Origin of the sequence: Rhodococcus ruber (assembly GCF_027270735.1) — a bacterium.
GTDB classification, from domain to species: Bacteria; Actinomycetota; Actinomycetes; order Mycobacteriales; family Mycobacteriaceae; genus Rhodococcoides; species Rhodococcoides rubrum_A.
Genome location: NZ_JAPWIJ010000005.1, coordinates 57,975 through 78,210, shown reverse-complemented (window position 1 = coordinate 78,210; position 20,236 = coordinate 57,975). Strand labels below are relative to the sequence as shown.

Below are 20,236 nucleotides of genomic sequence, written 5' to 3'. Positions count from 1 at the left end.
CGCGACTGGAAGGTGCCACGGCAGCATCTCGTCCGCTCACGCGTCGTCGGCGTCGTCGAGTCGGAAGCCTGCGCGCATCGACGGCAGCATCGCGTATTGCGATACGGATCGAATCTCCGGCTGAATGGTTTCCACCGCAGGATCGCCCAGTGGGGTTTCCCGCAGCTTGCCCTTCAGGCGTTTGAGCAGCGCATCTCGGTCGTTGTGATTGGTCATTGGATCACCTCCTCGGTCTTCTCAGGGCAGCGCGCCCGTAAGGGTCGAGCTGCGTGGTCAGGCCGTGGCCGAATACGCTTCGGCTGTCTGGGGTGTCTCGAGGACTCCGTTGCCGAGCAGGGTCGTCACAACGTCGTCGAATGCGGACTGCGCTTTGTCCATCGGGGTGTCGGACGGAACGTTGTCTACGAAATCCTCGAATATTTGCTTGCGCTCTCGGCCGTCGCACAGCTCGAAAATCAGCCACGAATGCGCGTCGAGGTAATGCAAATTGGGGGTTGAGGGCGTGTACACCAGCAGGCAACCCCATTCGGGAACCGAGCGGACACGAAGGTTGTCAGGTTTGCGGATCACGGCGTGGGGGGAGAACGCTGACATCGATACCTCCATTTGTTGTGGTGCAGAAAGGATCAGGCGCGTTCCAGTCGCCTGTGAATGCGAATGCGGTGGAGCGGCAGCCGCCCGCAGAGCCCTGCGTTTCGGCGCAGTCAGGGCAGTGAGGGTGCACTTGCCGCCTTCGCAGGTGCTCGGCGTGCGGGTGGTGCCAAGTCGACAGGAAGTCTTGGGTGCGTAGGTCGCCGAAGTTGACGAATTCTCTGAGGTAGGAACATCCCACCGAGCGTCCCGAGGAGGTGACGCCTGTTGATTGCCAACAGCAATTAGCGTCGCGTGGATGCCAGGAACGCATGAGGTGGATGCCGTCGGGTACCTCGACCTCGGCCAGTGCTTGCATCTGTTCGGGCAGGGTCAGCGCCATCTCCTGCCAACTGTCGCGTGCCCTGCCGAGAGGGTAGAGCCGCAGAATACCGACCCGTTTCGCCCCGAGGGCTACCGCCATGTCGACGAAGTCCTGCAACTCGGTCACATTGCGTCGGGTCATGATCATCAGCGCGGCCGGGTCGAGACCGTGCTCGACCGCAACCTCGAAGCCCCGCTTCGTCTTCTCGAACGCCCCGCTGGTCTCGTAGTGCCAGTCGTGGGTCTCGGCAGATGCGCCCATGAAATCGACCACCACGCTGCCAACGCCGACTTCCTTGAGCTTGGTGGCCATGGCGGCGTCCAGCAAAGTGGCGTTGGTACGAAGCCGGATTAGGATACGGTCGGTGCACGAGGCCAGAATCTCGAAAAGATCTGGGCGAACGAGCGGTTCGCCGCCTTCCATCAGAAGCTCGATGACACCTGTATCGGCCATGTCTTTCAACACCCTGATGAACTCTTCCGTTTGGAGTTCGTCCGTCGGTGGTTCGGATCCACAGTCGCCGTAACACTGTTTGCAGCGCATGTTGCACGCAGCCGTTATCTGCAACCAGCCCTTGACCGGTGTGTGAAGTACGAGGTCGAGCGGAGCTCGGATATCGTCGGTGATCGAATCGGTCATTGAGTGCCCTCCTGCAGAATGGTCGATATGTTGTGGTGCGCGTGGCGAAGCCAGGACAGAAATGCCCGTCCGTGCGCGTTGAACTGAGTGAAATGGTGCGGTGTCAGGGCACCCAGCAGGCTGTCGGCTCGACTCCTTGCTTGCGTTGCACTGCGCGAAACCGCTTCGGCGTCACACCCTGCAGGTACCGATTCCCGGAGCCGTTCGAGGAAGTACGTCAGGTGCACGTAGACGTGGGACGCGGCCGTCGTACGGTCGATGCTCCACTGGGTATCGGGAGGATGCCACGGCGGCCGGATGGTTGGTGCCGAAGCGGGATCGTAGGTCGCGCCGTAGATCGTGTACAGCAACTGAAGATCGTAGAGCTTTTGGTGTGTCGATTCGTGAAGTAGTGCTTCTGCTGTACGCACGACGTCACCGGCCATGTCTCGATTCAGATACGCCGCGCGTGGTAGCCGGCGATCGCTGGCACTCTCGAACGCGTCGGTGCCGTCAACCAGGAAGACGAACGACGTGTGGGGCAAGATGCCTGCATACAAGTCGGGAACGACTGCACGGAGCAACTTTACGGCGTCTTTGATACTGGAGGTCTCGGCTGCGGTGGCACCTACCAGCCTGATGTCGGTGCCAGAAGGATTGAGGACGTCATCGAACAATCGGGAATGAGTGATGGTCCACGGCGTCGCAGGAGCGTCCGCGGAGATTATTTCCGCACCTGACGGCCAGGCGCGAGGCGTTGCGGGGGTTAGGTTGCGTGTCACAGGAGCGAACGAAGTGAAGCCGGACAGTGAAACGCCTCGGGTTTGCGCGTGGAAATCGTCCAGCCAACGCCGCCCTACGGTGTCGTCGGACAGGCCATGCGTCGGCGTAATGTCCGCACCATGTAGCTCCTCAGCCACTTCAGCCAGGAGTGAATACGTAGCTTGGGCTTTGGCCAACAGGGCATTGGACTCTGCATAGATGGATCCCGTCGTCAGGACCCCATGAGGCTCGGATTCTCCGCGTGTGTGCATTTGCACGCCGGAGGATTGAAGAACCGAAGAACTGATGTTGCTCACGAATAAGCCCCCTGCGGACCTCGACCTAGTGGCACAAGTTACGGGTTTCAATGACGCCGATAGCCACGGTAACCGAGTTGCGTCCCATGTGGTCTCTTTTTGCGTAAAAACCATGTGAACCACGAAAGCTGTTCGTTCGCAGTGCAGTTGAAACCAATACTTAGCTATGCCTAATTAAAAAGAACGCAAAATATCGGCCCTTTTTACAGCACACCAATATCTGTAACGACTTGGGTAAATGTGTAATTTATTGCAACGGACACGAGCTTTATTTGAGACATGCTCCGGCGGGCCATCCGCCGCGTATCGTTCATTATCAACGCAGTTCGCAGCCAGAGTGACGCTCTTCCGCTGAAGGTTGGCGCAGATGGACCCGGCCCGGGCTTCGATGGTCCGCGGGGGCGTAGGCCACCGTTACGTCAGACGATCCGGAGTAGCGCTGCTGATCTGTCTGGCAAACAACGCATTCCGTTGCAGTTCCCGTACGCCAAACGCTTCTGTCGTTTGGTTTGACACCATCCTGACCGACGCCGAGCGGCGGGCGAAGTCCACACACACCTACGTCGGTCGGCGACTCATACACGTCTACGCACCGTCAAGAAGGCTTGACGGTGCGGTAACTGACGTTTCCGCGCGATGCCGTCGGCGGCATCGTGCCTGTTGTTGGCAACTCGGCAATTGTTCGCTTCCGTCAGCATCATCGCTGGATGGCTAATGCCTCGCCTGGAGCAGCATTTGTCCAACAAGCAGTGGGACCAATGCGGTGGGGTTTGCCGCCGCACTTTTCGACTGATTCGAGGGCGATATGGGTTCGCGACGAATAAGTCTCGTTGTCACGAGTCCGCACAGAGCGTCGGTGCGCCAGGATGCTCTCCGTCCGCCCGATACCATGGCTGTCCGACACCGATCAGGACTGTCCGGAGTCGGAGAATCGGCGGCAGTTCGGTGTCACGAGAGTGTCACAAGTCGGTACGTTCGGACCTGGACTGGGCTGGACGGTCATGCACGAAAAGCGTTGTGAATAAACAAATATCGAGTCCACTGAAGTCTGGGTGGATACACTTCTAGGGACTTAAAATTCGCACAGTGTCGGTTCGAGTCCGACTGGGGGCACCAGAGTCCATATGGGTCCAGATTTTCGGACCAGGACAGTGCTTTTCGGATGGTAGCGTGGACTTCGGCGGCCTACCACGGATTTGAGTAGACAACCGAGACAGCGGATTTCAGATCCGCGCGGGAGTTACCTTCATCGTCGCCGCATCTTCGCATTTGTGCTGCTCAGGGTCGGTCTTCGGGTTCGATGGTCGTTTCCGCAGGTGATTCGCTGTCACAAGGCTGTCACAACTAAATCTGATGGAACTACTGCGGGAAGCGCTCGAGATGGCCAGCATCCTGACGGACAGGCGTCATCGCACAAGATCGGACGAGCGCACCGTCACGGATCTGACGATGGGAGTCGAGGACTTTGTTACTGCAGCTCCTGCGGTTCAGGGGCACTCGCCACGGTCGACAAGAGATGCCACAGTCGTTCGGCCAACCAACGTTGCTCCGAGGGCTCGTCGACGTGGTCGCCATCGAGCCACTTCGATAGCACCGTCACCATTCCGCCCGTGATGAACCATGCTTCTTCGTCGAGCCGCCTCGATTGACGGGAGTTCGGCGAGGTGTCGCCCAGTCTTTGTTGTTGGAGGTACTGGCCCAATCCTTCACGCAAAACGGTCATCACCTGTTCGCGGGATCGCGAGTTCGATTGAGCCCCGATCAGTTTGCGGTAGAACTCACGGTTCGAACCCAGTTCGGCCACAACGAGCCCGATGCTGCGTTCTGCCTGCTCTCGGTCCACCGCCACGTCGTCTTTCAGCGCGGCGATCGACTGCAATCGCCTCCGAACGACGCCGGCGAACAAAGTCTCTCGGTCCTGGAAGTGCAGATACAGGGTCGGCCTGCTGACGCCGGCAGCCGAGGCGATGTCGGTGATCGACACCTCCGCAGGATCACGGTGAGACACCAGTTCGGCTGCAGCGTCCAGTAACAGTTCTCGACTGCGTACTGCCCGAGGGTCCATGTTTGCGGTCATCGTGGACCACCTTAATGGGTGATGCGCTCCTCTCACCACCTGTATCTTACATGTGTATTGTATTGAACAGATGTAAACTAACGACGAGGAGTTCGATTGTGACCGACCAGCTGGCAGCGGGTGTGCAGGATGCACGCTCCCGCAAGAAACCGTCACCGACGGTGATGATGCTCGGGGGAATGGTGGTGCCGCTCTTCCTGATGACGCTTCTTCCTCTGCTCTATACCTGGGGCCTCCATTCGCCGACGCCGCACGACATGGACGTGCGGATCGTGGGAACGTCGACGCAAGTCGAGCAATTCGCGCAGCAGGTGCAGGCGCAGGTCGGGTCGTCATTCGACGTCGGGGTCGTAGCAGATGTCGACGCTGCAAAGGATGCTGTGTCCAGCTTGGAAACGCGTGGTGCCTACGATCCGGCGACGAATATCGTGTACGTCGCGTCCGAAGGAAACCTGGCCGCTGCGCAGGCGGTCGAGGGCCTCTTCGGTTCCATTGCGGGCAAGACAGTCGGCACTGCACCTACCGTCTTCGACGTAGCACCGACGAGTTCGACCGACAGGTTGGGCGCATCGCTGATGTTCGTCGGCCTCGCGGCGATACTCGGCGGCTTCTTGACTGCGACAGTTCTCCAACTGCTCCTGCCAGGCCTTTCGCTGCGTGTCGAGCTGACCGTCATTGCCGTCATGAGCGTGGTGTCCGCGGTCGTGCCGGCCTTCGTTGCATACGGGGTGTACGGCGCGGTGTCCGGAAGCATCCTGGAGGTGCTCGTACTGCTTGCACTGTCGGCGTTCGTCGTCGGATCCTTCCATCTAGGGGGGATGCGTTTGATCGGACCGGGGATGATGATCCCCACGCTGCTGATCATGGTGCTACTCGGAGTGCCCTCGTCGGGTGCGGCGATTGCGCCTGAGATGGTGCCCGGCTTTTTCACCACCCTCAATAGCTTCCTTCCCACGCCTGCGCTACTGGAGGGCCTCAAGCGCCTCGTGTACTTCCCGGCAGCAAGTATCGGGGGCACCGTTGCCGTGATGGCGATGTGGGGATTCTTGGCCGCCGGACTACTCGGGCTCTCGGTGCTTCGACACAAAAAGGATCCGGACGAACCGATCCTGAGTTCCTTCGCCGCAATTCCCGCACCCGAGAACGGAGACTCGAAATGAGTGAAACAGTAACTGCGCCGGCTGCATCGAACGCAGACTTTCCAACGCAGGGAACGAACCATTTCCGCTTCTACTTCGGCGACGAGCATTCCGCGACTCCGCAGCAGATGAAACGGAGGCGCATGCTGACGGGCGGGCTGTTGCTCCCACTGTTCATGATGTTCGTCCTACCTCTCACCTACATCGGACTGTTCCACAGCCCCGGACCGAACGGTGTTCATATCGACGTTGTCGGAAACGGTCCGGCCGCAATGCAATTCGTCCAGAGCAGCGATGCCCTCAACAACGACGATTTTGTGGTCGACCGTGTTGCGTCAGTGGACGAGGGCACCGAGCGACTCCTCGATCTGGAAACCCGAGCCGTATACGATCCGACGACCTCGACGTTGTACACAGCGCAGGCGGGCAATACACAATCGACCATCGCTGCGGAGCGATTCGTGACCGCGCTCGCTGCATCGACGAATGCAACGGTGAATGTCGAGGATCTGGTACCACTACCGGAATCGGACGCGGTAGGTGCCGGCGTGATGTATGTCGGACTCGGAGCCATCCTGGCAGGCTTCCTGACGACCGCCGTGGCGTCGCTGGTTGCACCCGGCGTGCGCATCAGGTGGAAAGTGTTGTTGCTCGGCGTGATGAGCAGCATCGCGGCGGGAATTCAAGTGCTGATTTCCTACGGAATCACCGGGACCTTGCACGACAACATCGGCGGAGTCGCAGGGATGGTGTTTCTTCTTGCATTCACCTGCGGGATCGTCACACTCGGAGGTTTCGTGAACTTCGGACCGGTCATGATGCTCATCTCACTCGGCCTGTACATCATGCTGGGGGTTCCGGCATCGGGCGTTGCGGTCGGACTCGATCTGGCACCGTCGTTCTACCAGTTCCTGCATCCGCTGCTTCCGACGTCTACGGCGCTGGATGGACTGAAACGTATTGCGTACTTCGACGGCTCGGGACTGGGTCCTGTTCTGCTCACCATGGCGGTGTGGGCGCTGATCGGATGCGCGGGGGTCGTTATCGGCCACCGTCGCCGCGCTAAAGCCGTGGCGCTCGAACCGACCGTCGCAGCTGCCGAGGTCACCGACCCCGGTTCGCTCAATGAGCGCGTTTGAAATCTGCGCTTGATCTGCACCACTCCCCGGAAGTTGGACTCGGTGATCCAACTCCGACTACCGGGGAGCGCGTGTAGGCGCGTACGAAGTTCACTTAACCGAGGATCGCCGGATTCTGCTGAAGGCGATGTTCGCGGATCGTAAAGGCTTATGTCTCGGCTGCCGCGAAGGGCGGTGGCGGGTCGAACGATGTTGGCCTGTTCGATTGAACTCGATGTGGTGCAACGTGTTCTGGCGGGATGGAACAGATAGTGGGTCTGTCGCCTCGCGGGGCGGGCCGGGCACCGCGGTCACGCCGCGACAGCGAGTCCGCGGCTGCCGAAGGACGATTCGATGTGGACGACGTTGATGCCGCAGTCGTTACCGGTTCCGTGCTGTCACTGGGGCGTTTACTGCTCGCGCAAACCCAACGCGACGACGCACCACCGAACGCAGGCTCTGCGCACTGGGAATCTCGACCGGCGAAGCTCGAACACTGTGCGCCAGTGACCTACTCGCGTCCTACGGCGTCACCGTACACGCGGTCGTCGACCACGGGTCGGGGATGGTGCTGCCGACAACTGAGCTTTCTGCGGCCATACCGGCTTTGCAGACCAAGAGCGTCGAACAGGGCACCGGTCACCGGCGGAACGGGCACGCCCCACCATGGTGGGGCGTGCCCGTTCCACGTCAACTCCCACATTCGTGAGCCGGCGTCGGTGCTGCCGTGGCCCGGTCGATCAGCGGTTGGAGTAGCTGATTGTCCCGAGTGCCCAAAGGCTATGGATGCGTGGGGGTTCCCGCGGTCAGCCGAGGTAGGAGGCTGTAGGCGTTGTCGTGCATGACCTGCGCGAGCATTGTCGGCCTGTCGGCGAAGTAGATGTCGACGTTGTCGGTGAACCAGCTCGCAGTGCGCGGGTTCGCGGCGGGGAAGTCCGTACCGAAGAGAATGTGGTCCGGTGCAACGAAGTTCTCGAGTGCCACCAGGTTGGTTTCGAATCCGGATAGGGCGGTCTCGTAGTAGAACGTTCGGAAGTCCTCGAGGATCTCGTCTGCTGTCAGTTCGCAGTCGAGATGGAATGCACACAGCGCGGCGACGCGAGCAGCGAGGTACGGCGTGCTCCCACCCGAATGGGAGAGGACTATCCGCACGTTCGGGTACTGGCGTTTGCGTCCACTGGTCACCAAATCGGCTGCACCTTTGTAGGTTTCGTTCGGAGTTTCGCTGATCGGGGTGGGCAGGAATCTGCTCGGGGCGCGATTGCTACCGGGTGTCTGCTCACCGTGTAGGAACACGAGCGCGTTGCGGCGGTCGAGCTCGGCCCACAGTGGCTCGAAGATAGGGTCGCCCAGCGATCGGGCCTGATCTCCGGTGCCGTAGACGTTGGTCAGGGTTATTCCGTCGGCTCCCAACACGTCGAACGCGTAGGTCAACTCTTCGAGTGCGGCGTCGGTGTCGGTCGGTGTCGGCAGATGAGCGAACAGTCCGAATCGTCCTGGATGGTCGTCCGCGGCCTGACGGGACAGGGTGTTCACCTCGCGGGCGAAGTGATGGCGCTTGTTCTCCGGGAGCCGGGATTCGATGTCGTTGGGTACGGACAGGATCGCGGTGTCGATCTGCAGTCGGTCCATGAAGTCGACACTGACCTGCGGTGACCAGGCGCTCTCGTCTTCCTTGAATTTCCAGCCGGATGTGTCGCCGAACAAGCCAGAGGTAAGCATGCTGGACGGCATGAAGTGGTGATGGAAGTCGATACGGCCGGGTGTGGTGGCGTTGTCGTGGGTCATACTCACACTCAACGCGCAATAGTTGCTACTTGTCAATAATATTCAGATGTTAGGTTCTTTACATGGTTGACACCGACGCACCCGAATTGCAGCTCCTCGACGCGCTGTATCGCCTCAACAAGCTGGTCTTGACCGACGCTCGCGTGCACGTCTCCGCTGTCGCGCACCTGGATCTCGTCGACTTTCTGGTGCTTCGCACCGTGAAGATGGGCATCGATACTCCCGGTGATCTCGTCGTAGATCTCGGTCTGAACCCGTCGATGCTGAGCAGGTCGTTGTCCAAGCTTGCCGACGCGGGCCTGGTGATTCGCGAGATCGATTCCGCGGACTCGCGCCGATCACGGATCAGACTGACCGACGATGGTGTGCGAACCACCGCTGACATCGGGGGTCGGATGCGCCCCAGCCTGGCGCGGCGGCTCCAGCTCCTGCCCCCCGACCGGATCCGTGTCCTGTTGGACAGTCTCGAAATCCTGTGCGGGGATGCAGTCGACTGAATCTGGACTGCTCGTGTTCGGTGAAGTGCGCCGCGGGAACCCGGCGCGAGGCCGCGGTCAGTGGTGGTGCTTCACCTCGACACGGTGTGGCGTCACATCGGTGCGGCAGGGTAGCGGGGGTCGGCATCGGACCGCTTTTCGTGCAGTTCGAGGTACGTGAGAGCGATCTCGGCGGCAGAGGTGCCGGGTTGCCCGGATCCGATCCATGCGTTGATGGCCAGATGTGCCGCGTACACGCCGTGTTCGGCGAGTACGTTGTGCAGGTTGAGAACCCAGTTGCGCAGGCCGGCCGACGCGATATTGATGTTGGCGAAAGACGGTGTCGGGTTTATCGATCCGCCGCCGGTGGTGACGATGATGGTGCCGGCTTTCGCGGCGATCATGTCGTCGACGACCTGTCTCACGACATGTATTGCGCTGAAGTAGAAGTCGAGCTGCGGCTGAAGGTTGGCGGGCGTGACGTCGAGGACGCCGGCAGCAGGCAGAGTCGCGTCGGCCGCCGAGAATTCGAGAACGTCCACGGTGCCGAGTGTGGCGCGGATCTGGGTGAAGGCCGTGGTAATCGATTCCTCGTCGAGGAGGTCTGCGGTGAATCCGTGCGCGTCGATCCCCTCACTTTTCAGCTGTTCGGTCAGCGAACTCAACTTCGCCTGGTTTCGGGCGACGAGGGCGACGGTGAAACCTGTGCGCCCGAAAACGCGGGCGATTTCCAACCCCATTCCGGGGCCGGCACCGACTATGACAATCAACGACATGGGTTCACTCCAGCTCGGTTACTATTTGTGTGTCACCCCATCTTCTGTGTGTCGTATCCGCGGCACAAGAGGGCACATTCGTGTTCGTGAGGAGCGCCATGTCGACCAGGAAGACCGGCACCGTCGAGCTCGGCACTCCGATGCCCGGGCCGTGCGAGGGGTGGGGCGAGGATGCGGCATTGATCCGCGGAATTCTCGATCGTGTCGGAGACAAGTGGGGCATTCTCGTGATCGCCGTGCTTCGTGATGCGCCGATGCGATACAGGGAGTTGCAGCGCGCGGTCCCTGGCATATCTCAGCGGATGCTCACCCTTACGCTGCGTCACCTCGAGCGCGACGGCCTGCTCACACGTACCGTGTACCCGGAGGTGCCGCTGCGAGTCGAATATGCCCTGACCCACCTCGGTGTCTCGCTTCTCGAGCATGTCTTGGGTCTGGCGATGTGGGCATCAGCGCATACCGACGAGATCCGACAACATAGGAACGACTTCGACAGCCGGCAATCATGATCATCCACAAGAAAGATCGGCTCGCGTGACCACGGAGAAGTCGCATGTAGACGCGCTGCTTCTACTGCTAGCCGGCACACCGGATACAGCGATGACGGGCGACCGCAGGTCGACTACGTGCGGCACCGATGTGTCTGGAGGTCCTCGATACCAGTGAAAACCTTGTGATACCAGCTTGATCTGGGCGTGGCGGCTACCGATGCAATTTCAGCTACTGCGGGTGCTCGGGGTGCGCGCTCTCGTTGTCGCCAGGGGTTTTTCGTCGACGAAGACCAGAAGCAGCAGCGCGATGATCATCAGGGGCACCATGTAGAGGAAGACCGGTGTGAGGGCGTCGTTGTAGGCGTTGACGATGACCTCCCGTGCGGCGTCGGGTAGTGCTCGCACGGACTCGGGTGTCAACGAACTCTCCGGTGATGATCCGTCGGTCGAGGCTCCTCCCAAGAGTGAGGTCAGTCGGGAGACGAACAGCGTGCCGACCACCGCGGAGCCGAGGGATGCGCCGATCTGTCGGAAGTAGTTGTTCGATGCGGTGGCGGTGCCGACTTCGGTGATCGGGAAGGAGTTCTGCACGATGAGTACGAGGATCTGCATGCTCATACCCAGTCCGATTCCCATGACGGCCAGGTACGCACAGATGATCCACACTTCCATGCCGGCGGTCATCGTCGATAGCAAGATCAGTGATACGACTACGATTCCCGAGCCCATGATGGGTAGGTATTTGTAGCGTCCGGTCTTGCTGACGAGTTGGCCGGACACGATCGATGTCACCAGTAGACCGGCCATCATGGGGATCATCAGCAACCCGGCTTTCGTTGCTCCCGCGCCGGTGACCATCTGGAGATATGTGGGCAGGTAGGCGAGTGCACCGAACATGGAGACGCCGATGATGAGTCCGGCGACGGTGGTCAGATTGAAGTTTCGATCTTGGAAAAGGTGTAGCGGCATGATGGGTTCCGCGGCTGCCTTCTCGACACCGACGAAGCTGACAGCTGCAACGGCCGTTGCAATGATCAGGGCGATTATTGCGGGGGAATTCCAGGCGTAAGTTGTTCCGCCCCATGTCGTTATGAGCACCACGCCCGTCGAGGCCAGTGCGAGAAGCGTCATTCCTGTGACGTCCAGTCGGGGTTTGTCGTGGTCGATCGTGGGGAGTCTCAGGAAAAATACTGCTGAGGCGATCGCGAGCACGCCCAGTGGGACGTTCATCCAAAAAGCCCAGCGCCAACCAATTCCTTCGGTGAAGAATCCGCCGAGTAGGGGGCCTGCGACCGAAGAGAGCGCGAAGACGCCGCCCATGATGCCCATGTACTTGCCGCGTTGGCGTGCGGGAACGACGTCGGCGATGATTGCCTGAGCGAGGATCATCAGGCCGCCGCCGCCGAGTCCTTGGATCGCGCGGCCGGTGATGAGCCAGGGCATGTCGTGTGCGAGTCCGCCGACTATCGATCCCGCCATGAACAATGCAATTGCGAAGATGAACAGCGATTTTCGGCCGATGAGGTCACCTACCTTGCCGTAGATCGGCAGCATGATCGTCGAGGCGAGAATGTATGCCGTTGTCACCCATAGCATCTGGTCGACACCGTTGAGTTCGCCGACGATGGTGGGCAGAGCGGTGCTGAAGATGGTTTGGTCGAGTGAGGCGAGCAACATCGTCACCATGAGGCCGGCGAAGACGAGCAGGATGCTGCGCCTGTCGTCGGTGACGGGGGCCTGTTCGACGGTTTTGTCAGCGGTTGTCATGACAGTCCTTCTCGTAGCTCGTGTACGAGCGAGATTGCTCGGCGTTCGATGTCGGTCACCCTCGAGTCGGCGTCGACGTCGGAGTCGTCGAGAGATGTCGCCCACTCGCGAAGGGCTATGCGCACTGCACCGCCGCACAGCACGAACAGCAGTTCGGCGTGCGCAGTTCTATCACTGGTTTGCTCGAACGGCGTTCCAGTGAGCATCGTCTCGATGGTCTGGGTGAGTTTGCTCGCGCGGGCGGTGAAGTGCGCCATGTGGCCTCCGAGAATCTCTGGATGCCGTTTGACGACTTCGAGGCGGTCGGTTTTCATTCGGGCTCGGCTCGAGTGAGGGGATCCCATGACCGTGAGCATCAAGCCGACGATGGCAGGGATCAAGTCCGGGCCCGGGTGCTCGTGTATGTAATCGGCGATCAGTTCGTCGGTGACTTCGGCGGGGTGAACGCCCAGGACAGCACTGTCCTTGCTTTCGAAGTAGTTGAAGAACGTCCGGGTGGAGATGTCGGCCAGATCGCTAATCGCGTCCACGGTGGTCTCGCCGAGTCCGTCCCTGAGCACGAGAGTCAACGCGGCTTCTTCTATCCGGGCGCGCGTCTCGTAGCGCTTGCGGTCTCGCCGGCCTAGCTTGTCGGTAGTGGGCACCTATCTACAGTACTGCAAATTTGCAGGACTGCATATTAACGCGGTGCAGGTCAGTCGGTCGATGACGAATCGATTGAGGAGGGCGGCGGTCATGGTCAGCCACCCCGGCGGTTCGCGATTGGACGTGACGATCGCGGTCTTCGTCCGGTGGCGCGCAGTGGACACATCACGTTGAGTCGATACCACCGACCCCCATACCGCCATTGCGGAGATGATTCCACGACCGGTCCTGGTGACCAGCGGCGCAGTATGGATCACCCTTACAAGTGTCTTTATAGAAACTGTGCGTCTCCGTGTCCGAACGACCAGTCGGCGCGGGTGTCCTCGACGACGGACACGATCAGATCGTCCTGCACTAGCTCGTTCTGGTCGTGCAGTTGCCACGCCAGTGCGCGTAAATGCTTTGGAGTGCACCGATTTTCGACGATGTCGATGCGAACGAGAGGCTCGATGGTCCAGTAAATAGGAAAGCGATGAGGTCGACGCGTCACTGCGTCGACCTCACCGTCTCCAATGAGCTCATGGGCTGAATCCGTGAGTTCTCGGCGGATTCTGGCAGATTCGATCTAGCTGTTCTCTGGGCTCAGTCGTTTCAGGTCTCAGTCGTTTTCTGGGAAGCCGAGGTTGATGCCGCGGTGGCTCGGATCGAGCCACCGACTGGTGACGGCTTTGCCTCGGGTGAAGAAGTGCACACCTTCCATTCCGTGGGCGTGGGTGTCACCGAACAGGCTGTTCTTCCAGCCACCGAAGCTGTAGTACGCCATGGGGACCGGGATCGGGACGTTGATGCCGATCATGCCGACCTCGACCTCGTTCTGGAAACGCCGGGCCGCACCACCGTCGTTGGTGAAGATGGCGGTGCCGTTGCCGTACGGGTTCGAGTTGATGAGCTCGAGTGCCTCGTCGTAGGTATCGACGCGGACGACCGAGAGGACCGGCCCGAAGATCTCGTCGGTGTAGATGGACATGTCGGTGGTGACATTGTCGATCAACGTCGGGCCGAGCCAGAACCCGTCCTCTCCGCCGTCGGCCTGGACCGTGCGGCCGTCGACCACGATGGTCGCGCCGGCGGCTTCGCCTGCATCAACGTACGAGGCAACCTTGTCGCGGTGCGCCTTGGTCACCAGCGGTCCCATGTCTGCGCCGCGGGTGCCGTCGCCCGTGACCAGTGGTGTGGTGCGTTCGACGATCTTCGCGACCAGTTCGTCGGCGATGTTCCCGACGGCGACGAGCGCGGAGATGGCCATGCAACGCTCGCCTGCCGATCCGAAGCCGGCGTTGACCATGGCGTCGGCCGCGAGGTCCAGATCGGCGTCGGGTAGGACGATCGCGTGGTTCTTCGCGCCGCCGAGGGCCTGGACGCGCTTACCGTGCGAGGTGCCGGTGGAGTACACGTACTGCGCGATCGGTGTCGACCCGACGAAGCTGATCGACTTGATCGACGTGTTCTCGAGCAGTTCGTCGACGGAGACCTTGTCGCCCTGGAGCACGTTGAAGACACCGGGAGGTAGGCCGGCTTCTTCCCAGAGCTCGGCGATCCACAGCGACGCTGTCGGATCCTTCTCGCTGGGCTTGAGAACTACGGTGTTGCCTGCGGCGATGGCGATGGGGAAGAACCACATCGGAACCATCGCCGGGAAGTTGAACGGGCTGATGATGCCCACGGGGCCGAGAGGCTGCCGGATCGAGTAGATGTCGACCTTCGTCGATGCGTTCTCGGTGAAGCCACCTTTGAGCAGATGCGGTATCCCGCAGGCGAATTCGACGACTTCCTGGCCGCGGCTGATCTCGCCGAGTGCATCGGAGAGGACCTTGCCGTGCTCGGCGGTGATGATCTCGGCGAGCTCACCCTTCTTGGCGTTGAGCAATTCACGGAACTTGAAGATGATCGCGGTTCGCTTGGCCAGCGAGGTGTCTCGCCAGGCCGGAAATGCCGCTGCGGCAGAGGCGATGACCGTGCGCGCATCCTCGACTGTGGCCAGCGCTACCTGTCCGGTGATCTGTCCGGTCGCGGGGTTGGTGACCGGAGCGGTCTTGTCGGACGTGCCGGCGAACGGCTTACCGTCGAGCCAGTGACCGATAGTGTTGTCAGACATAAATTTCCAATCAGCTTCGAGGTTTTCAGAAGATCGTGTAGGCCTTGCGCAGGGTTTCGGTGACGTCCCAGCGTCCACTCCACCCTGGGGGGAGAGTGAGGTAATCACCGGCGTTGATCTCGGTCTTCTTGCCGGTGTCGTCATCGGTCAATGTCGCGGCACCCGAGATGATGTAGCACGTCTCGGTGTTCGGGCGGTTGATGACGGGCCAGCCACCTGGTTGGCATTCCCAGATGCCGATCTGGGCTTGGGTGCCGCCATCGACGGTCGTGGTTGCCAGTTGCGGGTCGCCGCTGTCGGCACCGGGACGCTGGCCGGCGGGGGTGAGTTCGCCGGTGACGGTGGCTGAGTCGAGGTGGATCAGTGATGGCATGTGAAGGTCCCTGTCTGTGGGTCAGTGTGCGCCGGTGAGCTTTTCGAGCATGGCCGAAATTTTCGAGGGTTTGCCGGTGACGCGTTCTTCCAGGTCGGAAGCGGTCGCGGCTTGCAGGCCTGCGTTGACTCCCAACCAACGGAATGGTTCGACTTCCCATTTGCGAGAATGGTGGTCGACGATCGGTAAGCGGTTCAGTCCGTCGTCGGTGCCGGTGATCAGGTTCCGCAGGACGCGTCCGGCGAGGTTGCTGGTCGCGACGCCGTCGCCGACATACGGTCCCGCCCAAGCCATCTTGGAGGCGCGGTCGTAACCAACCGAAGGGAACCAGTCGCGGGGAACCCCCAGCGGTCCGCCCCACTTGTGGGTGATGTTCACACCTGCGAGGGAAGGGAAGAAATCTTCCATGGTCGAGACGATCTTGTCGTGGATCTTGGTGTTGACATCGAACGTCGGTGATACCGCCGACCTGAAGTGATAGGGGGCGCCGCGGCCGCCGAAGACGAGCCGGCCCTCGGAGGTGACTTGGGCATAGATGCGCAGGTTGCGCATGTCGTTGAACGCAGTCCGGGTGTCCAGTCCTACCCGTGTGCGGAGGTCCTGAGGGAGGGGTTCAGTGGCGACGACGAGCGAGTACAGGGGGGCGACGTTGCGGCGGTACTGCGGAAACTCTGGGGTGAATGCTTCCGTAGCACGGACGACGACGCCCGCTGTCACCGTTCCACCAGGAGTCTGGGCCTTGCCGTCGCCGAAGTCGGTGACAGCGGTGTCCTCGAATATTACTCCGCCATGATTCTCGATCCACGATGCGAGACCGAGAACGAGCTTGTCCGGGTGTAGCAACGCGCAATGCGGGGTGTGGACACCTCCGAGTACTCCGTCGGCGTTGATTATGGACGTAGCTGCGTTCTTGTCGAGAAACTTCCACTGGCCGGGTACGCCGAAGGCATCTGCACCGGCTACGGTTGCGTGCGCTCGGGTGAGTTGCGCCGGAGTGCGGGCCAGCGAGACGAATCCTTCCGGGCTGTAGTCGCAGTCGATGCCCGCGGCGTTTGTCGCACGCCCCACTTCGGCGACGGTGTCGTTCATGGCGTGTTGGAGTTCGATGGCAGCCTGGTGGTCGTAGAGCTTCTCCACCCGCGCCAAGGACACGGGGAAGATCGCCGAGCACCATCCGCCGTTGCGGCCGGATGCGCCGAATCCGGCGTATTCACGTTCGAGGAGAACCACTTTCAGTGAGGGGTCTTCCTGTAGAAGATAGTAGGCGGCCCACAGTCCGGTGAATCCTGCACCGACGATCGCGACATCAGCAGTGATGTTCTGGGCTAGCGCGGGTCGGCGAGTCACCGTCTCGCGGTCATCGAGCCACAGGGGCACGCCCTGCGAGGTGTGTCCTCCTGTGCGGGCGTCGTTCACTACCATGTCGTGCCTCCAAGAATCGGACTGTGTCGTGCCGCGGCCGAGCCGCTGGGCTGGTGAACTTATTCTCACGCGATCGATGTGAGCGGGGACATACGCCAGGTGGACAGTCTTCCCGGTCAGGTCTATACATTTGTATTAACGACTGGGAAGGGACGCCATGATTTCGGTGGACAGATTGACGTCGGTGCCATCGTTGGGGTTGTCGTACCTGGCGGGAACGGCTGGTGGAGCGCGGCTGGTGACATGGGCACATGCGTGCGATCTTCCTGATCCTTGGGAATGGGTCGATGCGGGCGACCTGATGATGACGACGGGCGGCGGGATGCCGGTGACCGAGGAGGCGCAGATCGACTGGATCACCCGGTTGATCGACAGCAAAGTCAGCGCCTTGGTCATCGCCAGGGAACCCCACGCCCCGGAAGTCTCGTCGGCGTTACTCGCGGTGGCGGAGAACCGGCGGTTTCCGATACTCGCCGCGAGTTTCGATCTACATTTCGTCGCACTGGCACGCACGGTCATCGAAAGCGCCGTGGAAGGCGAAAGGTACCGCATAGCCACGATCACACGGCTCTACGACGTCTACTGGCAATCACTACATGCCCGAGGCTCGTTCGACGATCGTGTGTCCACCCTCGAGGGTGCGACCGGCCTGACGCTCGAGGTCCGTGACACCTCGTCGGGCGACTGCATCGCCCGTGGACGCAATTCCGCGCGTGCCACGGCCACGCACTCCGACGTGAGCGTGGCGAAGCGGTCATCACCGGAAGTGTCGGTGCCGGTACCAGGATCAGGTGACGCCGTGCTGGTTGCTGGATCGGCCCGAGTCGACCCTGCGTCCGATCGTGTTCTACTGCAACATATCGCGGGACTCATTGCGCTCGAACTCGAACACGACGCCGTTCGGAGGGACAGTCTTCGCGCGTCCGGACAGGATCTGCTACTCGGTTTGTTGGATGGATCCATCGCACCGTCGGCAGTGTGGCCGGAACTGCGACATCGCGGCATGCCTGGACCTGTGGTGGCTGTGTGTTGGACCTCGCCCGAGTCGTCACCGTTGGCGCACGAGAGCGTGCACTTGGACACCCGGCTGCAGCGCTCGGCCCCGCTGCTGACATACCGGAGTCCGATGCTCATCGCGATCGCTCCCCACGATGTCGAGTTGCTGAGCGCGCTGGCATCGAAACTGGCTCCCAATTGCGTGGTGGGGCTGAGCGCGCCGCTGAAGCCGTCCGGCGATGTCGCAGAGTCCGTGCGTCAGGCGCAGATTGCTGCCTCGCGGGCGACGTCGATGGGCGTGACGGCCGTGTCGTACGACGAACTCGAAGGCAATTCGGGTGTGTTCCCCCGAAGCGTGGAGGACACACGCCGCTTGGTCGTGCGGGTCCTCGGGCCGCTGGTGACCCATGATGCGGCGTCGGACGGGGAATTGGTCGAATCGGTTCGCGTTTTCCTCGCCAACGATTCGAACTGGCAGCGCAGCGCCGATCAGTTGGGCGTTCACCGGCAGACGCTCGTCTACCGGCTCAAGAAAGTCGAGCAGCTCACCGAACTCAAGGTCACGTCGACGAAGGGGTCTGCGTTGCTGTGGCTGGCGTTCGAGGCGGCGGATCAGGCACGGCTGTCGGTGTCCGAATTGGTCGAAAGCGCGTAGGCCACGGATCCCGGTCAGTGGATCCGCGGCCTACGTCGCGAGCGGGTCGATCAGTTGACGGCGGGGGTATCGGTCGACGGCTTCGACGGGGTTGTGCTGTCGAGTCGACCGTCGATGACGTCGTCGTTTCGGAGATTCCCGAACTTGCGCCGCAACAAATAGATAATCGAGAGTGCGACCCACACGGCGATTCCTTGGAACAGCTCGATTCGGTTCTGCTCTCGCAGGCCCATGCTCACGAGGACCGCGACGATCGCGGCGGTGACGATCAGTGGGAGGACCGGGTACAGCCACATCCGGAATTCGAGGATTCCGGGGCTTTCCTTCTCCCATCGACGGCGAAGGCGTAGCTCAGAGATGCAGATCATGAAGTAGACGAACAGGAATACCGCGCCCGAGGCGTTGATCAGGAACAGGAAGACTGTGTCGGGGTAGAGGGCGGAGAGAACGACACAGCCGTAGCCGACGATCGTGCACGACAGAATGCCTTTCACCGGCACGCCTCGCGAGTTGGTAGTGGTCATCCATTGCGGGGCATCCCCACGGGAACCCATGACGAACAGCAGACGTGACGCGGTGTAGAGGCCCGAATTCAGCACGGAGAGAACAGCTACCAAGATCACGAGGTTGAGCAGATCAGCCGATCCGGGAATGCCGATGCGGTCGAGTGCAGCAACGAACGGGGACTCTCCCGGGACGACGTCGCTCCAGGGAACGATCATGACGATCAGGAACGTAGAAATCACGAAGAACGCGAGGATTCGGAAGACGACGGAATTGACTGCTTTGCGAATGGCTTTCGCAGGTTCTGCAGACTCGGCTGCGGCGATCGTGACCACTTCGACGCCGGTCATCGAGAAAATGACGACGACGACACCGACGAACAACGTGCCGAGACCGTTGGGGAGCAACCCACCGTGGTCGGTCATGTTGGCAAACGTCAGTGAGGAACCGGGCCAGATGCCGAAGGCGAACAACGCTGCGACCGCGATGAATGCGACGATGGCCACGACCTTGATACCGGCGAACCAGTACTCGGCCTCGCCGAACGATCCGACCGAAAGCATGTTGATGCCGGTCATGATGATCATCAACGCCAGAGCGATTGCCCAGACGGGGATACTCGGTACCCATTTGTTGATCATCTGGCCGCCGACTACAGCCTCGAATCCCACGACGATGACCCAGAAGTACCAGTAGAGCCAACCTGTCGAGAACCCGGCGAACCGTCCGTAAGCCATACGCGCGTAATCGGTGAACGATCCTGTGCAGGGCTTCGCTGCAGCCATTTCGCCGAGCATGCGCATCACGAGCAACACGATCAATCCGGTGATCGCGTAGGTGACGAACGCCAGCGGACCGGCCTGGTTGATGATGGCACTCGAACCCACGAACAGGCCGGCGCCGATGACGCCACCAAGCGAGAGCATCGTCAGATGACGTTGCTTGAGCCCCGGTTTCAGGGTGTTGGATCGATCGGCGATTTGCGCCATGGCAGTTGTTCCCTCTCCGCGAATGTAGGCATGGCCCCAGCGAACGGGCCGGTGGGCTTGAAACCCATGCTTTTGTGACTGCCATCACGATCCTGGTTGTCGCAGAACCTAGCTATCCGCGAACTGACGAGATCGACGGTCCCCGTTCATACGTATGTAGGAGAGATTGGTGTTGCAAGGAGCTCTGACTGCGGGGACGACCACGATTGTGATTCGTGCCGTCGGCGTCGATTGTGTTGATTCTCGGGCGCGGTATCCCTGTTCGTCGGATTC

At 60.9% G+C, this 20,236-nt stretch carries 18 protein-coding genes; 5 read left to right on the top strand and 13 right to left on the bottom strand.

Annotation, left to right across the window (positions count from 1 at the left end; genetic code table 11):
* Positions 1 to 36: 36 nt before the first annotated feature.
* The 5 genes from O4220_RS12770 to O4220_RS12750 form a co-directional block, all read right to left on the bottom strand.
* Positions 37 to 216: a hypothetical protein gene (locus O4220_RS12770; protein ID WP_269604746.1), complete on the bottom strand. Its 180-nt coding sequence runs from the start codon at positions 214 to 216 to the stop codon at positions 37 to 39.
* Between the two features lie 57 nt (positions 217 to 273).
* Positions 274 to 594 carry a hypothetical protein gene (locus tag O4220_RS12765; protein WP_269604744.1) on the bottom strand — a complete coding sequence of 107 codons (321 nt, stop codon included), beginning with the start codon at positions 592 to 594 and terminating at the stop codon, positions 274 to 276.
* Positions 554 to 1,594, bottom strand: coding sequence for a radical SAM protein (locus tag O4220_RS12760; RefSeq protein ID WP_269604742.1), 1,041 nt, complete (start codon positions 1,592 to 1,594; stop codon positions 554 to 556). The genes O4220_RS12765 and O4220_RS12760 overlap by 41 nt, the downstream gene beginning before the upstream one ends.
* Positions 1,591 to 2,355, bottom strand: a complete 765-nt coding sequence (locus O4220_RS12755; protein WP_269604740.1) for an aKG-HExxH-type peptide beta-hydroxylase — start codon at positions 2,353 to 2,355, stop codon at positions 1,591 to 1,593. The genes O4220_RS12760 and O4220_RS12755 overlap by 4 nt, the downstream gene beginning before the upstream one ends.
* Before the next feature lie 1,765 nt (positions 2,356 to 4,120).
* Positions 4,121 to 4,729 (bottom strand): TetR/AcrR family transcriptional regulator, encoded by a 609-nt coding sequence (locus tag O4220_RS12750; protein ID WP_269604737.1) that lies wholly within the window; start codon positions 4,727 to 4,729, stop codon positions 4,121 to 4,123.
* Positions 4,730 to 4,827: 98 nt separating this feature from the next.
* On the opposite strand from O4220_RS12750, the gene O4220_RS12745 reads away from it, so the two are divergent.
* Positions 4,828 to 5,889, top strand: coding sequence for a hypothetical protein (locus O4220_RS12745; protein WP_269604736.1), 1,062 nt, complete (start codon positions 4,828 to 4,830; stop codon positions 5,887 to 5,889).
* Complete coding sequence (locus O4220_RS12740; RefSeq protein WP_269604734.1) at positions 5,886 to 7,007, top strand: ABC transporter permease; 1,122 nt, start codon at positions 5,886 to 5,888, stop codon at positions 7,005 to 7,007. The genes O4220_RS12745 and O4220_RS12740 overlap by 4 nt, the downstream gene beginning before the upstream one ends.
* A 759-nt stretch (positions 7,008 to 7,766) precedes the next feature.
* Here O4220_RS12740 and O4220_RS12735 read toward each other — a convergent pair.
* The gene (locus tag O4220_RS12735; RefSeq protein WP_269604732.1) at positions 7,767 to 8,774 is read right to left on the bottom strand and encodes an amidohydrolase family protein; all 1,008 of its coding nucleotides are present in this window, start codon (positions 8,772 to 8,774) and stop codon (positions 7,767 to 7,769) included.
* A gap of 62 nt (positions 8,775 to 8,836) precedes the next feature.
* Here O4220_RS12735 and O4220_RS12730 point away from each other — a divergent pair, with 62 nt between their 5' ends.
* Positions 8,837 to 9,271, top strand: a complete 435-nt coding sequence (locus tag O4220_RS12730; protein ID WP_057477931.1) for a MarR family winged helix-turn-helix transcriptional regulator — start codon at positions 8,837 to 8,839, stop codon at positions 9,269 to 9,271.
* A 92-nt stretch (positions 9,272 to 9,363) separates the two neighbouring features.
* On the opposite strand, the gene O4220_RS12725 is transcribed toward O4220_RS12730, so the two are convergent.
* Positions 9,364 to 10,026, bottom strand: coding sequence for an SDR family NAD(P)-dependent oxidoreductase (locus tag O4220_RS12725; protein WP_269604728.1), 663 nt, complete (start codon positions 10,024 to 10,026; stop codon positions 9,364 to 9,366).
* Positions 10,027 to 10,166: 140 nt separating this feature from the next.
* Between O4220_RS12725 and O4220_RS12720 the strand changes: the two genes are divergently transcribed.
* Positions 10,167 to 10,535: a winged helix-turn-helix transcriptional regulator gene (locus tag O4220_RS12720; RefSeq protein ID WP_269605391.1), complete on the top strand. Its 369-nt coding sequence runs from the start codon at positions 10,167 to 10,169 to the stop codon at positions 10,533 to 10,535.
* A 207-nt stretch (positions 10,536 to 10,742) separates the two neighbouring features.
* Here O4220_RS12720 and O4220_RS12715 read toward each other — a convergent pair whose 3' ends face one another.
* The 5 genes from O4220_RS12715 to O4220_RS12695 form a co-directional block, all read right to left on the bottom strand.
* On the bottom strand, positions 10,743 to 12,284 hold the full coding sequence (locus O4220_RS12715) for an MDR family MFS transporter (protein ID WP_269604725.1): 1,542 nt from the start codon (positions 12,282 to 12,284) through the stop codon (positions 10,743 to 10,745).
* Positions 12,281 to 12,928 carry a TetR/AcrR family transcriptional regulator gene (locus O4220_RS12710; protein ID WP_269604723.1) on the bottom strand — a complete coding sequence of 216 codons (648 nt, stop codon included), beginning with the start codon at positions 12,926 to 12,928 and terminating at the stop codon, positions 12,281 to 12,283. The genes O4220_RS12715 and O4220_RS12710 overlap by 4 nt, the downstream gene beginning before the upstream one ends.
* Before the next feature lie 599 nt (positions 12,929 to 13,527).
* Positions 13,528 to 15,024, bottom strand: coding sequence for a CoA-acylating methylmalonate-semialdehyde dehydrogenase (locus tag O4220_RS12705; RefSeq protein ID WP_269604721.1), 1,497 nt, complete (start codon positions 15,022 to 15,024; stop codon positions 13,528 to 13,530).
* A gap of 25 nt (positions 15,025 to 15,049) precedes the next feature.
* Complete coding sequence (locus O4220_RS12700) at positions 15,050 to 15,397, bottom strand: cupin domain-containing protein (RefSeq protein ID WP_269604719.1); 348 nt, start codon at positions 15,395 to 15,397, stop codon at positions 15,050 to 15,052.
* A 21-nt stretch (positions 15,398 to 15,418) separates the two neighbouring features.
* Complete coding sequence (locus O4220_RS12695) at positions 15,419 to 16,819, bottom strand: NAD(P)/FAD-dependent oxidoreductase (protein ID WP_269604717.1); 1,401 nt, start codon at positions 16,817 to 16,819, stop codon at positions 15,419 to 15,421.
* Between the two features lie 157 nt (positions 16,820 to 16,976).
* On the opposite strand from O4220_RS12695, the gene O4220_RS12690 reads away from it, so the two are divergent.
* A complete protein-coding gene (locus tag O4220_RS12690) occupies positions 16,977 to 18,470 on the top strand; it encodes a PucR family transcriptional regulator (protein ID WP_269604715.1) in 1,494 nt (497 codons plus the stop codon).
* 50 nt (positions 18,471 to 18,520) lie between these two features.
* Here O4220_RS12690 and O4220_RS12685 read toward each other — a convergent pair whose 3' ends face one another.
* Complete coding sequence (locus O4220_RS12685; protein WP_269604713.1) at positions 18,521 to 19,963, bottom strand: amino acid permease; 1,443 nt, start codon at positions 19,961 to 19,963, stop codon at positions 18,521 to 18,523.
* Positions 19,964 to 20,236: the final 273 nt, after the last annotated feature.